This window comes from Chryseobacterium culicis (assembly GCF_900108365.1).
GTDB classification, from domain to species: Bacteria; Bacteroidota; Bacteroidia; order Flavobacteriales; family Weeksellaceae; genus Chryseobacterium; species Chryseobacterium culicis.
This window is the reverse complement of sequence record NZ_FNWQ01000001.1, coordinates 958,539-974,132: the sequence shown is the minus strand read 5'-3', so window position 1 is coordinate 974,132 and position 15,594 is coordinate 958,539. Positions and strand designations below refer to the sequence as shown.

Below are 15,594 nucleotides of genomic sequence, written 5' to 3'. Positions count from 1 at the left end.
AAACCTTCCGAAAGTTCGGAAGGTTTTTTATAAGTATTTTTTGATAAATATTATCTTCTAGTTCTACTCTTATCGCTGGTTCTGGCATCCTGTGCAACACGGAATCCTACCCAACCATAAGCTCTGTTTTGATTTTTATATCTTCTTTGTCCCGGGTCCAGCCAATAAGCTGTATCCTGCCAAGAGCCTCCTTTTACTACTCTAACTTCGTTAGAAATTCCTGAAGTTCTCTCTTTGGTATCTTTCTGTAATTTTACTCTACCATTTCCATCTACAACAAAGCTTGTCTTAGGAGAATTGTACATATCGAATCCTGAAGCAGAATCAGAAGCTCTGTAATATTCTAAAGAAGACTGTCTGTCACCATCTCTATAGTTTCTGTAGTCAGCAATCGTTTGTCTTTCAAATTGTCCCGGAAGTCCTTTGTATACTAATCTTCCGTCAGCAAGCGTATCATATTTGATAGAACCTTCGTCGATCATTTTGTAAGTACCGTCTCCGTTTCTTACGATCGCCTGAGGCATATTTCCTCTATAGTAGTTGAAATCATTATAATCTTCATCAATGATTGGTCTGTAAACATCTGCAGTCCATTCTGCAACGTTACCGAACATACCATAAATACCAAGATCATTAGATGGATACTGTCTTACGTCAGAAGTCTGAGCAGATCCGTCATTCTTCCATCCTGCGATACCGGAATAGTCTCCTTTACCCATTTTGAAGTTTTCAAGGAACATTCCTCTGTCTCTTCCTTTAGTACCTCTTAATCTTTCGATTTCAGGTTTTTTACCCAGGTATTGGTTGTATTCTCTGGTTTTAGCCATACCAAGAGCTGCATATTCCCATTCTACTTCAGTAGGAAGTCTGAACTTCTGTACCATTGCAGCATTCGGAGCTCTGTTAGCGGCAAGCAATCTCTGGTTGGTTGTTTTCATACCAGTTTTTTGCTGCATTCTTTTTTCATTAATATATCCCTGCATTTCAGGATCATTGGATTTGAATTTATCCATATTGAATGCAGTACCTCCCTGGTTGTTGGATTCGTTGATATATAAGTCTTTGGCAATAATACCGGCCTGCATCAAAGCTTTTTCATTGGCTCTGTCTGAAAGCCATTCGCAGTATCTGTTGGCCTGAGTCCAGGAAACGCCTACAACCGGATAGTAATCGAATTCCGGAGAACGCAGATACGTTTCGTTATAATCGTTTCTTGCTAATTTGTTGTCCCATAATAAGGTATCTGGTAAAGCACCGTTATAGATCTCCTTAAAACTAGGGTCACTTGGTGGAAATACATACTTCAACCATGTAAGGTATTCACGGTATTCGTAGTTAGTAATTTCTGTTTCTCCGATAAAGAATGAACTTACCTGCATTCTGCGAGGCGTGTTATTCCAATCGTGCATAACATCATCTTTCACTAATCCCATTGTAAAAGTTCCACCTTCTACATATACCATTCCAGGCCACCCCTTCTGCTTTTGTTGCTTTCCTGCAAAAAACCAACCTTGTTTTTCGTTTGGTTTCCAACCTGTTTTACTGACAAATTTTTTGGTACCGCCACCTTTGCTGGTTCCCGATCCGCCACAGCTGGTTAATGCAAGTGTAGAACTTAATGCTATTAATGAAAACAACTTTAGTTTTTTCATAGTCGATATAAATATTTTCAAAGTACAAAGAAAAAATAAATTATTCAATAAATCAAGTAAACATTTGATTTTTTTGAAAAACGTTAACAAATTAATTTTATTGTATCACAATTTAATTCTAAAATTTTCATTTATTTTGTAATTTAGCAATTTCAATAGTAAACATGAGACGAAAAATTACGCTTCTATCTTTAATCGCTTTTGCATCAACACTTTACGCTCAGAGAAATACCATAGAATGGAACGGCTCTAAAATCCAGGATTTTGGTGACACAAAATTGAATCTTCCTAATTTTACAAATGAGGGTTTTTCTTTCAGCCAAAATAATGTTTTTATAACAACCAAGCAAAAAATCGGAGAAAAGCAGCTGAAAATTTCAGATCTTGTCTGGGAAAACGTATCCAATCAGGAATTATTTGAACTGGATAAAGGCAGACTTCCGGACTATGACGTGGCAGATGTTTCCTATTATAATCTGGATGGAGAAAACTATGCCAGCATTAATATTGCTCTCTTTAAAAATGTAAAAGGGCGTGTTCAGAGATTATCTTCGTTTAATGTTACTGAAGCGGCTTCATTTGTAAATACTACAGGAACGGTTAATAAAATAGGAACTACCGTAAACCCGCTGTCAAGTGGAAACTTCTACAAAATAAAGGTAGATAAATCCGGCGTATTCAAAATTACATCGCAGTTTTTAAAAGACAACGGAATTAATCCGGCTTCTGTAAACCCTAAAAATTTCAGAATATATGGAAACGGAGGTCTTATGCTTCCCGAATTTAATCAGGATGCAAGATATGGCGCTTTACAGGAAAATTCTATTCAGGTAGTAGGTGAAGATGACGGCGTTTGGAATGACAATGATTATGCTCTTTTCTATGCCCAGGGTCCGGACGGATATAACCTTTATGATACTTCCAACGGAAACGGCTTCAAGAGAAAAGACACCCGCTTCAGCGAAAGAAGCAACAATGTCAAAAATATCTATGAAGATTTTTCTTATTACTATATCAACTTTGACAAAGGTGCCGGAAAAAGGATTTCAACAGTTGACGGAAATCTTCCTGCCCAGCTGATTACAAGATATGACAATTATCAGGTAATCAACAAAGATCAGAAAAACCTTTTAAAAGTAGGGAGAACATGGGTGGAAGAAACTCCTTTCATCAATGAAAAAACAATAACGTTTACCACCAACTCTCCTATCCAGGCTAATGATGTTATCCGATACAGAACACAGGTAGTCGGCTACAATGCCCAGCAGAATACGATTGGTTTTAAAATTAATAATTTAACTCCTCATCCGCTGCAGACCATCCCAACGGATACTTCAAGCTATCAATATATTTATTATCCTGTAACATTTACCGGAAGTCTTACCAATCTTACCGGAAATCAGTTTACGATCGTTCTGAATCCTGATATTTCTACAAACCCTAACGGAACTTTCTATTTTGACTATGTAGAAATTCAGTATAAAGAAAATCTTGCCTTCAATGGTTCACAGATGAACTTCAGAGATTACTCTATTGTAAGTGGAAGCAATACAAGCTATGGATTCAGTATCAGCAATGCTGCAAATATAGAGCAGGTATGGGATGTGACAGACATTACCAATGTCAACAAAAGGGTGAATAAAGCCGGAGCAGGATTTTTCAACTTTGCATACACAGCTTCTGATCCCAACTTTAATAATGAATTTGTAGCATTCCGTTCGGATGCGGCATTCAGCCCGCAATTTGTAGGAAGAATATCCAATCAGAATCTTTCTGCTATTCAGGCTGTAGATTATCTGATCCTGACGGTCCCTGAAATGATGGGCCAGGCACAGAGAATTGCCAATTACCATCAGACCAATCATAATTATAAGGTCGAGATTGTAGACATTAATAAGATCTATGAGGAGTATGGAAGCGGAAGTAAAGATCTTACCGCCATAAGAGATTTTGTCAGCAAACTGAACACTCCTCTTGGAAGGCTTCAGTATGTATTTATTCTGGGAGATGCTTCCTATGATTATAAAAACAGGATTCCGAATAACACCAATGTTGTTCCTAGCTACCAGAGTGAACAGTCTTCAGATTATGTATCATCATTTGTAACGGATGATTATATTGTAATGACCAAGCCGCAGACAACTTTATTAATTGAAAACAATCTTCCTGACCTTCCCGTAGGAAGAATTCCTGCTGCGAATGTAAGCGAAGCCGGAGATATGATCAATAAGACGCTGGCTTATTATAACGCTCTTCAGGGGCAATCGAGTCCGTTCGGAGACTGGCGTATGCGGCTTGATTTCGTAGTGGATGACAACAATGAAGGGGGAAGCCCGTTCCACAATGTAATGAATACTTCTCTGGCGAGTATATTTGAACAATCCAGCTCCACTGATCTGAAAGAATATAACGTCAAAAAATTATACATGGACGCCTTCCCTTCTCAGAGCACTTCCGGAGGACGAAGATATCCGCAGGTAAACCAGGCTATTTCCAATGCGATCGGGAACAGTTTATATCTGTTTTATTTCGGGCACGGAGGAATCAACGGCTGGGCACAGGAAAGGGTACTGACAAGTACTGAGGTTCAGAATGCCAATAACTTTTCCAATGTATACAGCAGATTCCCGTTTGTTTCTACCATCACGTGTGAATTTACACTTTGGGACGAACCTTCAACCAACTCTGTAGGAGAACAGTTCCTGAAAATGAAGCAGGGCGGTGCATCAACAATGATTACTTCCAGCCGTGCCATCGGGGTAGATTACGGGCGTGATTTCAGCAATACATTTACTCAAAATATATTTAAATTAACCAATGATGATTTTAACTCTTTAGGAAATGCCCACTTAATTGCTAAAAAACAAAAGGGCCCCAATAATAACCACTTAAAGGTAAACTTCCTGGGTGACCCTGCCATGAAACTGAGCAGACCTCAAAGACTTCTGGTCATTGATAATATTGAAACTCCGGTTCCTGGTTTGATAAGAGGTTTGGATTTTGTTAAAATAAAAGGACATATCAACAATCCCAACGGAACGCTGAACAATACTTTTAACGGTAGGGTAAGCATCAATATTTTTGATAAGAGATTAAATAAAAAAACATTAAACAACAATGGTGCTCTAGCTCCTGTATTAGATTATACTGAAGAAGGAAGTGCTATTGTAAAAGCTGCCGGAACTGCTGTAAACGGCGTATTCACCACTGAGTTCTATGTTCCTAAAGACATTAACTATGCTGTAGGCCAGGGAAGAATTTTAACCTATGCAGATAATAAATCAACAGATGTTTTCAATAATCAGGCTGTACAGGTAGGGGATATCAACCCTAACGGAATTAATGATAATCAACCTCCCAAAGTAAAACTGTATATGAACAATACCAATTTTGCTGATGGCGGTATTACCAACCAAAATCCAATGCTTCTTGCCTGTCTTACGGATGATACTGGGATCAACTCTACAGGCTCAGGAGTGGGTCATGATATTACAGTGTATCTGGACGGGCAGATTATCAACACCGTTGTTCTGAACGATTTTTACGCTGCAGGAGAAGGAAACGGATGTTTAAATCCGAGCCTTGCCGATTTTCAGAAAGGAAATGTAACCTATCCTTTCAGAAATCTTGCAGTGGGTCAGCACCAATTAACATTTAAAGTTTGGGACATAAACAATAATTCTACAACTGCTACGTTAAACTTTGAAGTTAAGGATGAAGCAGATCAGCACCTGGTTATCAATCGCCCGCTGAACTGGCCAAATCCATTTACGAACAAAACCTATATTCAGTTTGAGCACAACTGTGATGATATTCTGGATGTGAACGTACAAATTTATACCATTACCGGAAGATTGGTAAGAACTTTATCTCAGCCGGTGGTAGCAGAACCTTTCCTACAGGGCTTTAGAACGCCCCGTCAGGCAATAGAATGGGACGGAAGAGATGATTTTGGTGCTACAGTAGCAAAAGGTACGTATATTTTTAAGATATTTGCAAAAAGTCAAAATCAAGAAAAATGCAAAGGAAGTGCTACAGCTGTAGAAAAAATGGTACTTTTGAAATAATTAAATAATACATAGACAATAATATTAATAAAAAACTGATAATATATAAAAGACAACATATGAATTTAACTACTAAACTGCTTTTAGGATTTGGTTTGAGTGCTGGTTTTTTAGGCTATTCGCAAGATTTAGGTAAAGTAAACCCAGTTCTAACCGGAGCTCCTTTCCTAAGAATTGCACCTGACGCGAGATCAGGAGGTATGGGAGATCAAGGGGTGGTAACCTCTCCGGATGCATTTTCACAGTTCTGGAATGCGGCTAAATATCCTTTCAGCAGGACAAGTTCTTCCGTAGGTCTTAACTATACGCCTTATATGGGAAAACTTACCAATGATGTATTCTTATTATATGCTTCGTTTCATAAGTTTTTGGGGCAGGAAGAAAGATCTACAATCTCTGCAAGTATCTATTATTTCAATATGGGACAGGTAGACCTGACTCAGCTGGTAGGGACAGAAATTGCATCAATGGGTACATCAAAACCAAACGAATTCTCCATTGACGTTGCTTACGCCTTAAAGCTTTCTGATTCCTTCTCTGGTGCTGTTACCGGTAGATTCATCCGTTCAGACTTAGCCGGAGGATTCAATACAGATACTACACTTAAAGCGGCCAACAGTTTCGCGGTAGACGTTTCAGGATATTATACCTCTCCTAGATTCTCCAGTATTGGTGGATATGACGGTAAAATAAACGCAGGTCTGGCAATTCAGAACTTAGGTCCAAAGCTGGATTATACAGGAAATGAAGAATCAAGATCTTATCTTCCGACCATGGCAAGATTAGGGGTTGGCTATGATATGTATCTGGATGATATGAACAGAGTAGGAATTTCTGTAGAAGGTTCAAAACTTTTAGTTCCGGGATCTGAATATGCAGGAATAGATCCAAATACCAGACAGCCCATCTACCAGATTCCAAATGTAGGGCCAATGGCTGGTATCGGCAAGTCTTTCAAAAATAAAAACAGCATCATGTACAGTGGTGCCCTGGAATATTCATATGACAATGCGTTTTCTGTAAGAGGAGGTTACTTCCATGAAAGTGAAGAGCAGGGAGCAAGACAGTTTGCTACAGCCGGTATAGGATTAAAATACCGTTCTTTCGGACTGGATCTTTCTTACCTTATCAATATGTCTAAAATTAACAGCGCCTTGGATAACACACTTCGTTTCGGTCTTACCTGGAACATTGGAGATGAAACATCCAATAATGACCGTTAAAAAAAAGCACCCGCTATATAAAAAAGCCTCATCTCGTATGAGGCTTTTTTTGTGAATGGTCAATCGTCAATCCGCTACGCTCGTCAATTTTTGAAACCGTTAAAAAAACTCACCATTCACTTTGCGAAGCAAAAATTCACTATTGACTTATAAATCGTCAATACGCTGCGCTTGTCAATTTAATTGGCCTGATAATATATTCAGGTGGCTAAAAATATAATATTAAGTTTACAAAAGTCTTTTTTTTATGGCGATTTTCTTAAATTCAATAGCTATTTTTGTAAGATGAACTATTCTGCGGAGCTAAAAAAATTTGTAACCAGTCAGTATGTATATTCTGCGATCAGAATTACATTAGCTACTGTACTGCCCTGTTTAGTCCTCGCCCATTTTGGAATTCTGAAAGAATATTTCCTTTTTCCGCTCGGAACCAGCTTTGTCGCCCTTACGGACCAGCCGGGACCTTTTATCCGAAGAAGAAATGCCCTTACTTTTGCCATCTGCTGCTTTGTATTGGTAGCGCTCATCGCCAGTCTGGTGATGAATATCAAAGTATTGGTTCTTGCAGAGATCATTGTCTTCGGAATGTTCTTTTCCCTTATTGGCGTTTATGGCCAGAGATTAGCCGCAGTAGGCTCCCTATCTCTTGTTGTTCTTGCCATCTTTATTGACGGACATCTTACCGGAAGCAATATCTTTAAAAGCCTTCTGATCTTTGCTTCCGGATGTATATGGTTCTTGCTTATATTTCTTATTGTAACCACCATCCGTCCTTATAAACTGGCAAGCCAGATGATTGGTGAAAACTATCTCCAGCTCGCGGATTTTTTAAAGATCAAAGCCAATTATTATCAGAAAAATCCCGATTTTAACAAGCTCACTACCCAGGTTATTGCAAAGCAGATTGAAATAAAAAACCTGCAGGAAGATACCAGAGAAACAGTTTTTAAAACGAGAACCATCGTTAATGAATCTACAACAACCAGCCGCCTATTGATGCTGATGTTTCTGAATTCCATGGACCTTCACGAAAAGCTGATGACCTCAGAAAGCGACTATCAAAAGCTCCAGCAAAGCTTTGAGGACAGCATGATCCTGGTTAATATTCATGATTATCTCAATCTGTTGGCGGAAGAGATTACCAATATCGGAATTGCGCTTCAAAGCGGTACCCGAGCAAAGCCAATGGCCGATCTGGATGTGGAATTAAAGAATTTAAATTATAATTATTTCGAGCTTAGAAATAAACAGCTTTCTCCTGACAATCTGGAAAATTTTATGATTTTGCGTCAGATCCTGATGCGTATCTATGAAATTACCAAAGAAATCAACGAGATTTATAAAGTATTTTCCCAAAATATAAAACTGGCGAAGAGTTTATCCACCGGATTAGATCTCAGAAAATTTATGCCGAATGAACCTAAATTAAATGCTAAGGTTTTAAGGAATAACATTTCACTGTCATCTTCACACTTCCGCCATGCTATTAGAATTACGACAGCTTTGATGCTGGGATATATTTTCTCCATGTTCGATTTGTGGGGATTGGGTCATACGTATTGGATCTTAATTACCATTACCGCTATTCTAAAGCCAGCCTATTCTATTACGAAGCAGAGAAATCTGCTCCGTCTCTACGGAACCATTGCGGGAGCCAGCATTGCGTATGCTATTCTGCACTTTATACACATTAACGGAGTTTTGTTCGCTATTCTCCTGATCAGTATGATCATGTGTTTCAGCTTCCTTAAGGGGCGGTATTTTTGGGCGGTATTATTCATGACGATTTATGTTTTTCTGAGCTTTAATTTTTTAAACCCCGGGAAAATCAATATTATCTTCAAAGACAGAATTATTGATACAGTCATTGCCGGAATCATTGCTTTTGCAGTATCTTATATTGTACTTCCCGTCTGGGAACATACCCAAAACCTGGATCTGATGAAAAAATCTGCAGCAGATAACCTCATCTACTTCCAGAGTGTGATTTCTAAATTCCTGCAGGGAAATTTTGATCTTGAGGATTATAAGGTAAAACGAAAAAATGCAATCATTTCCTTAGCCAACCTTTCCGATAATTTTCAAAGGATGATTTCTGATCCTAAAAACCAGCAGAAAAAACTGGAAGTTGTTCATCAGTTTGTAGCCACCTCTCACCTGATTACCGCCTATACCGCTTCTTTATCACAATATTCAAAGAGCAGCGAGCAATATCCTGAAATAGATGCTGACAGCTGGAGCAGAAAAATTGAATCAGAGATGACACAGACCTCTGCCCTACTTCATGGAAATGACATTAATGAAACTCTAAAGATGGAAAGCCGTCTGGAGCCGGAAGATTCTTCCATTGAGGATATGATTCTGAAAAGAAAAACCGAGATTGAGGAAAACGATATTGTTGACAGAAGAGATCCTGATAAAGTGTCCCACTTAACGGAGCTTAAAAACATTCATGACATTCTGGAACTGATCTATGACGTAGCCAAAGAACAGAGAAAAGTGATCGAGAAATACAAAAACGAAACAGATCCTACTCCTCCACAATCGTAAAGCAGTAATCATCGAAGAATTCTACTCTGGCCTTGAATTCATCAGAAAACTCGTCATCATATACCCGGCAGCTTATTTTATGAAGATGCTTCAGTTCAAAAGGCTTTACTTCATAATTCTTTTTTAAAGACCAGTATTTTGAATGATGGATTTTGTACATACTTTCTTTTACACTCCATATAATAGTATAGAAAGTATCCGCCTTGTCTTCAGGAATGAAGCTGCGCTCACTTTCATAGGTGAATTTATCAATCACCCTTAAGATTTTAGGGTTGAATTTTTCTACATCTATTCCTATCTTATTTTTAGAAATAGCAATGGCCGCAAAAGGAAAGGAATGTGTGATAGAAATTTCCGCATCCTTAGGCGAAAGAAAAGGTTCTCTTTCTCTGTATAAAATTTTAGCATCCGGCTTCAATCCTTTCAGGAGCTTACGAACCATCAGGACTTCCAATAATTTTTTAGGATGATAATCTTTTACCTTACCGGCATTTTCCGGTTCCAGCAGCTGATTGATATCAAGTTCTTCACTTTCATCATATTTCCAAACCAGAATCGTGGCATTATCATCTGAAAAATCTCTGTAGAGGGGCATTCTTTTATTATTGGACAAAAATACTAAAAAGAAATCATTCGGGAGAAGGTTAAAGATGAGAGCTCGAGGATGGAAGTTCTTATTCATTATAAGAGTAAATTTCAGATTAAATTAAAAAATTAGTACAAAAAACCAGTTCTTTGTTTCCTTAATCTTTACAAACCTCCAGCATCCAACTTCCGGTTCAGTTATTCAGCCTGATGATTCACATCATTTCTATGCTCAACTATTTCCAGATGGGCATCTACAAAATAAGCACTTCCGAAACCATTCACATACGATCCTTTTACAGGCTGCAATGCAATTAAAATAAAATCTCCCATCCCGGAAATTACATCCACTACTTTTCCGTGAGCTTGCTTAAGTTGAGCTACCACATTATTCCATACTTCAGAATCTCTTTCTATCTGAGAAGGTGTAACTTCAAGAGTTAATCGTTCTCGGGCATATATTTGCTTAGTGGCTGATTCATCTTTAATAAACATTATAGCTGTTTTTCTTCCATCAGCAAGATTTTTAGTATGTTTTGCCATGAAAGAAACCAGAATATAAAAGGTTGAACCTACCTGCACAAAAGGCGCATAGCTTGGATTAGGAAATCCATCTGCGTCTACTGTAGCCAGTATTACACTTTTTGAAGCATTGATCAGTTCCTGTACTTTTGGGACCACCGGTTTAATTTTCTTTTCTGTATGCGTATGATTCATAATCTATTTTTACAGGTTCAATTTAATTATTTATATTAAGACTAAATCATATTCATTCATGTTTAATCTCATGAAACTGAACTTAGTCTACCGTTTTTATATCTTAATTATAAATCGTAATTTTGCCTTTCGTTATCAATTGAATTTTAAAACTATTCATTACATATGAGTACTACAACACAATACGTTCCTTATAAAGTTAAGGATATCTCCCTTGCAGAATGGGGTAGAAAAGAAATTACCCTTGCAGAAGCAGAAATGCCAGGTTTGATGGCTATCCGTGAAGAATACGGACCGTCTCAGCCGCTGAAAGGAGCAAGAATCGCAGGATGTCTTCACATGACGATCCAAACGGCTGTGCTTATTGAGACATTGGTAGCTTTAGGAGCTGAAGTTACCTGGTCATCTTGTAATATTTTCTCTACACAGGACCACGCTGCTGCTGCAATTGCCGCTGCAGGAATTCCGGTGTATGCCTGGAAAGGTTTAAATGCAGAGGAATTTGACTGGTGTATTGAGCAGACTTTATTCTTTGGTGAAGACAGAAAGCCATTAAACATGATTTTGGATGATGGTGGAGATTTAACAAACATGGTTTTTGATAAATATCCTGAGTTCACAAAAGACATCAAAGGGCTTTCTGAAGAAACTACTACAGGGGTTCACAGACTATATGAAAGAATGAAGAACGGAACTTTGGTAATGCCTGCCATCAACGTAAATGATTCTGTAACCAAATCTAAATTCGACAATAAATACGGATGTAAAGAATCTGCTGTAGATGCAGTAAGAAGAGCTACAGACGTAATGTTAGCCGGAAAAAGAGTGGTTGTATGCGGATACGGAGATGTAGGTAAAGGTACGGCTGCTTCATTCAGAGGGGCTGGTTCTATCGTTACTGTTACGGAAATTGACCCAATCTGTGCACTTCAGGCTGCTATGGACGGTTATGAAGTAAAAAGACTGGATACTGTGGTAGACAATGCAGATATCGTGATCACGACTACCGGTAACTTCAATATCGTAAGAGGAGAGCATTTCCTTAAAATGAAAGACAAAGCGATCGTTTGTAATATCGGTCACTTTGATAATGAAATCGATATGGCATGGTTAAACCAGAACTATGGCCACACTAAATCTGAAGTGAAGCCTCAGGTAGACATTTACACGGTGGAAGGAAAAGAGATCATTATCCTTGCAGAAGGAAGATTGGTAAACTTAGGATGTGCAACAGGCCACCCAAGCTTCGTAATGTCTAACTCTTTCTCTAACCAGACTCTGGCTCAGATCGAATTATGGAATAACTCTGCAGCTTACAAAAACGAAGTATACATGCTTCCTAAGCACTTAGATGAGAAAGTAGCCGCTTTACACCTTAAGAAATTAAGCGTTGAGCTTGAAACTCTTTCTCCTGAGCAGGCTGAATATATCGGAGTAGATGTAAAAGGACCATTCAAACCTGAATACTACAGATACTAAGATTTAAATAAAATAAGATAAAATCCCACTATTTCAGAAATAGTGGGATTTTTTTATGCAAAACTGCAGAGCAATTCATTATTTTTGCCACCTAAATTAATACCATGAAAAAATTCTTATTGATGGGACTGATAAGCGCTGTTGTATTCTCTAACAGCTGCAGCAGTAATGACGATAATGAGGGAACTGATAATCCATCCGGACAACCTCAGCTGTTACTGAGTAAAGTGACAACCGTCTATTATGATGATCCTGCCAATCCTGAAACTACTGTGTCAACATTAAGTTATAATGCCCAGAGACAATTAATCAAAACCATTTCAGAAGGCAGAACCTCAACTTTTGAATATGATAATGCCGGAAAGCCTGTAAAAACTATTTACTATAAACCTGATGGTACAGTAGATTATTATTCTGCCTATACTTATAATGGAGATCAGTTAGCCAATATCAAAGCCATCTATACCAATTCAAATTACAACAGAACGGTTACCTATAATTATAATACAACCGGACAGGTGATCTCTTCTACCCTTTGCCAGAATCCTGAATGCTCTAATCCAGGAACTGACACCTATGTCTATAATGGAAACAATATTTCATCTGAAACCTCAACATGGGGAGGAGCAATAACCTACAGCAATAAAAGTGATTTTTCTTACGATGATAAACTCAACCCTTACACCAATATCAACAAGTATCTGAAAATTATGATGGGAAGAGCCTACAATCTAAGTAAAAACAACTATCCCGTTGAAAAAATAAGCTTTAAAAATAATGGTGTATGGCAGCAAAGCCAGACTATAAGCTATACAATACAGTATAACAGCTCCGGATTACCGGTTCAGGTTATCGGAAAAGAGGCTGACGGAAGCCTGTCCGTTCAGTATAATTACGAATATATTACTCAATAAAAATAAGCTCTCCTGTTTTGGGGAGTTTTTTGTGGGGCAAGATTCGGGATGCGAGGTGCGAGCTCTAATGTTTTCGAGGTTTATATTGTAATGATTCAATAGGGACGGGCTTTAGCCCGTTTTTATAAATAAAAAAACATCCATTCGGCTTTAGCCGAAACATAAACCTACTCCATCTATTCAGTATTTTTCCCATATTTTCCCTTTACCAGAGCTGTATTTACAAAAAATGAATATCTTAGCTCCTTCAAATAAAACATTAATCTATGAAAAAACAAAAGGTATCGAATGCATTCGTAGCCGCATCGTGGGTAGCATTAGGGGCAGGAATGATCGGTTTCATCGTGGGGCTTGCAAGAGCTGAAATGCTGCTGAATGAAAAAGGATATTATTTCACTATTCTACTTTATGGCTTATTTGCTGTTGTTTCTTTACAGAAAGCGGTAAGAGACAGGTTAGAAAACATTCAGGTAACAGATATTTACTATGGGATCTGCTGGTTTGCTACATTATCATCTATTGTATTGCTGGCGATCGGGCTTTGGAATGCTACTATTCTTCCGAGTGAGAAAGGTTTTTACGCCTTTGCGTTTTTGCTTGCACTCTTCGGAGCCATTGCCGTCCAGAAAAATACGCGTGACAATATGATTCAGGAATAAGTAAACTCTCCAAAACGGAGAGTTTTTTATTTGATAAAATAAATGATATTCAAAACAATAACGAATAATATTATTAATATTTCAAAATTTACTTATATTTATGTCATAAAATAGAGATATAATTAAAAATATAAACTTATTCCTATTTTCAGCCAAAACTAATACCATAAACTATAATCATGATTTTAAAAAAGATCCCGGCTCTTATTTTTCTTCTGACAATGATCATTGTGAATGCTCAGGATGAGTTTATTACCATCTGGAAACCCGCATCTACTGCAATACCCACAGTAACTGTAGATGCTCCGTACCAGGCTACCCCGCAGCAAATATGGTTTCCGGGAATTGGTGAAAATTATGATATTTATTGGGAAGAAATAGGATATCCTCAGCATAACGGTTCCCTTACCAACGTCACTTCTACAAAGCAGGTTCTTATTGATTTCGGCACCTCACTGTCAGACGGAACGGATGCCAGATACAGAGTAAAAGTCACTAACGGCAGCGGAGCTTTCAGACAGATAAAATTCGGAAATCCTCAGCTATTTGCAGCTCCTGAACAGCTCATTCCTATATGGCAGGTCAACGGAAGTGCAGATAAATTATTGGAAATAGAACAGTGGGGTAATATTTCATGGGCGAGCATGAACAGTGCTTTCAGCTTATGCAGGCTTATGGAGCTTACTGCAACAGATACCCCGAAACTGAATAATGTGGAAGACGCTTCATTCATGTTTTACGGTACAACCAGCTTTACAGGCGCCAGCTCTATGCAAAACTGGGATACATCAAAGATCAGGAATTTCAGTTTTATGTTTTCGCTCTTATCTGATATTACACCGGCTGCCCTTACCGAGCAGTTCAACACCCCTTATCTTGACAGCTGGAATATGTCTTCTGCTACCAACCTGAGTTATATGTTTGGAAACAGAAAGCTTTTTAACCAGAGTCTCAATAGCTGGGATGTATCAAAAGTAACTGATATGAGCTGGATGTTCGGCCAGTGCTTAAGCTTCAATCAGCGCCTGGACAACTGGGATACTTCTAACCTAGAGGATATGCATTTCATGTTTCATATGATTCCTGTTTTTAACCAGCCCCTCAACTGGAACACTTCAAAGGTTACCAATATGGCTCACGTATTTCATGGATGTACTTCATTTAATCAGTCTTTAGAAAGCTGGGATATGACTCAAGTAACGAGAATAGATCAGATTCTGAATGTAGCCTCAAGCTTTAATCAGCCGTTAGGAAACTGGAATTTGGCTTCTGTAACTAATGGGGGCGCTGCCCTTAGTATGTCCGGCATTAATTGCGAAAATTACAGCAAAACCCTCCTGGGATGGGCAGATAATCCTAACACGGCAAACAATGTTTTATTAGGTTCTGTAACAGGATTAAAATATGCTTCAAATGTGTCAGACAAAAGAGATATTCTGATCAATAAAGGATGGACATTAACCGGAGATGCTGTTGGAAGCTGTTTATTATCTTCATCGGATGTAAAACCAAACAGAAAACTTTCACTCTATCCTAATCCCACAGCGGATGATATCCATATTGAAGGATTGGCAGATATTAAAAGTTATTCAATTTATGATGCCGGCGGAAGGCTCGTAAAGGAGGGAAATCCTAATAAAGATATCATCAATGTAAGCAGTTTACCCAAAGGAAATTACATTCTGCAGCTCATCCTGAAAGACTCTACATTCTCTTCAAAATTCATTAAGAAATAATCGTAAAACACT

Annotated in this window: 10 protein-coding genes; 7 read left to right on the top strand and 3 right to left on the bottom strand. The window is 38.2% G+C overall.

Features of this window, described 5'->3' with window-relative positions; translation table 11 throughout:
- Positions 1 to 50: 50 nt before the first annotated feature.
- Entirely contained in the window at positions 51 to 1,652 is a 1,602-nt protein-coding gene (gene gldJ, locus BLW74_RS04365; RefSeq protein WP_089690210.1) for a gliding motility lipoprotein GldJ, read from the bottom strand.
- 164 nt (positions 1,653 to 1,816) lie between these two features.
- Between gldJ and porU the strand changes: the two genes are divergently transcribed.
- The 3 genes from porU (at position 1,817) to BLW74_RS04350 (ending at position 9,492) form a co-directional block, all read left to right on the top strand.
- The gene (porU, locus tag BLW74_RS04360) at positions 1,817 to 5,719 is read left to right on the top strand and encodes a type IX secretion system sortase PorU (protein ID WP_089690209.1); all 3,903 of its coding nucleotides are present in this window, start codon (positions 1,817 to 1,819) and stop codon (positions 5,717 to 5,719) included.
- A gap of 59 nt (positions 5,720 to 5,778) precedes the next feature.
- Positions 5,779 to 6,942, top strand: a complete 1,164-nt coding sequence (porV, locus tag BLW74_RS04355; protein WP_089690208.1) for a type IX secretion system outer membrane channel protein PorV — start codon at positions 5,779 to 5,781, stop codon at positions 6,940 to 6,942.
- A gap of 285 nt (positions 6,943 to 7,227) precedes the next feature.
- Entirely contained in the window at positions 7,228 to 9,492 is a 2,265-nt protein-coding gene (locus BLW74_RS04350) for an FUSC family protein (protein ID WP_089690207.1), read from the top strand.
- Here BLW74_RS04350 and BLW74_RS04345 read toward each other — a convergent pair.
- On the bottom strand, positions 9,473 to 10,174 hold the full coding sequence (locus tag BLW74_RS04345; protein WP_228424766.1) for a 4'-phosphopantetheinyl transferase family protein: 702 nt from the start codon (positions 10,172 to 10,174) through the stop codon (positions 9,473 to 9,475). The two genes, BLW74_RS04350 and BLW74_RS04345, sit on opposite strands and share 20 nt — an antisense overlap.
- A gap of 101 nt (positions 10,175 to 10,275) precedes the next feature.
- Complete coding sequence (locus BLW74_RS04340; protein ID WP_089690205.1) at positions 10,276 to 10,794, bottom strand: HugZ family pyridoxamine 5'-phosphate oxidase; 519 nt, start codon at positions 10,792 to 10,794, stop codon at positions 10,276 to 10,278.
- Positions 10,795 to 10,959: 165 nt separating this feature from the next.
- Here BLW74_RS04340 and ahcY point away from each other — a divergent pair, with 165 nt between their 5' ends.
- The 4 genes from ahcY to BLW74_RS04320 all read left to right on the top strand — a co-directional run bounded on the left by ahcY (position 10,960) and on the right by BLW74_RS04320 (position 15,582).
- A complete protein-coding gene (gene ahcY, locus BLW74_RS04335; protein ID WP_089690204.1) occupies positions 10,960 to 12,273 on the top strand; it encodes an adenosylhomocysteinase in 1,314 nt (437 codons plus the stop codon).
- A gap of 104 nt (positions 12,274 to 12,377) precedes the next feature.
- Positions 12,378 to 13,187, top strand: coding sequence for a hypothetical protein (locus BLW74_RS04330; RefSeq protein ID WP_089690203.1), 810 nt, complete (start codon positions 12,378 to 12,380; stop codon positions 13,185 to 13,187).
- Positions 13,188 to 13,453: 266 nt separating this feature from the next.
- Positions 13,454 to 13,846 carry an inner membrane protein YiaA gene (gene yiaA, locus BLW74_RS04325; RefSeq protein ID WP_089690202.1) on the top strand — a complete coding sequence of 131 codons (393 nt, stop codon included), beginning with the start codon at positions 13,454 to 13,456 and terminating at the stop codon, positions 13,844 to 13,846.
- Between the two features lie 179 nt (positions 13,847 to 14,025).
- On the top strand, positions 14,026 to 15,582 hold the full coding sequence (locus tag BLW74_RS04320; RefSeq protein ID WP_089690201.1) for a BspA family leucine-rich repeat surface protein: 1,557 nt from the start codon (positions 14,026 to 14,028) through the stop codon (positions 15,580 to 15,582).
- Positions 15,583 to 15,594 lie beyond the last annotated feature (12 nt).

Coding starts and splice junctions, on each gene's coding strand:
- gldJ (WP_089690210.1), bottom strand. CDS start 1,652: ATGAAAAAACTAAAGTTGTTTTCATTAATAGCATTAAGTTCTACACTT.
- porU (WP_089690209.1), top strand. CDS start 1,817: ATGAGACGAAAAATTACGCTTCTATCTTTAATCGCTTTTGCATCAACA.
- porV (WP_089690208.1), top strand. CDS start 5,779: ATGAATTTAACTACTAAACTGCTTTTAGGATTTGGTTTGAGTGCTGGT.
- BLW74_RS04350 (WP_089690207.1), top strand. CDS start 7,228: ATGAACTATTCTGCGGAGCTAAAAAAATTTGTAACCAGTCAGTATGTA.
- BLW74_RS04345 (WP_228424766.1), bottom strand. CDS start 10,174: ATGAATAAGAACTTCCATCCTCGAGCTCTCATCTTTAACCTTCTCCCG.
- BLW74_RS04340 (WP_089690205.1), bottom strand. CDS start 10,794: ATGAATCATACGCATACAGAAAAGAAAATTAAACCGGTGGTCCCAAAA.
- ahcY (WP_089690204.1), top strand. CDS start 10,960: ATGAGTACTACAACACAATACGTTCCTTATAAAGTTAAGGATATCTCC.
- BLW74_RS04330 (WP_089690203.1), top strand. CDS start 12,378: ATGAAAAAATTCTTATTGATGGGACTGATAAGCGCTGTTGTATTCTCT.
- yiaA (WP_089690202.1), top strand. CDS start 13,454: ATGAAAAAACAAAAGGTATCGAATGCATTCGTAGCCGCATCGTGGGTA.
- BLW74_RS04320 (WP_089690201.1), top strand. CDS start 14,026: ATGATTTTAAAAAAGATCCCGGCTCTTATTTTTCTTCTGACAATGATC.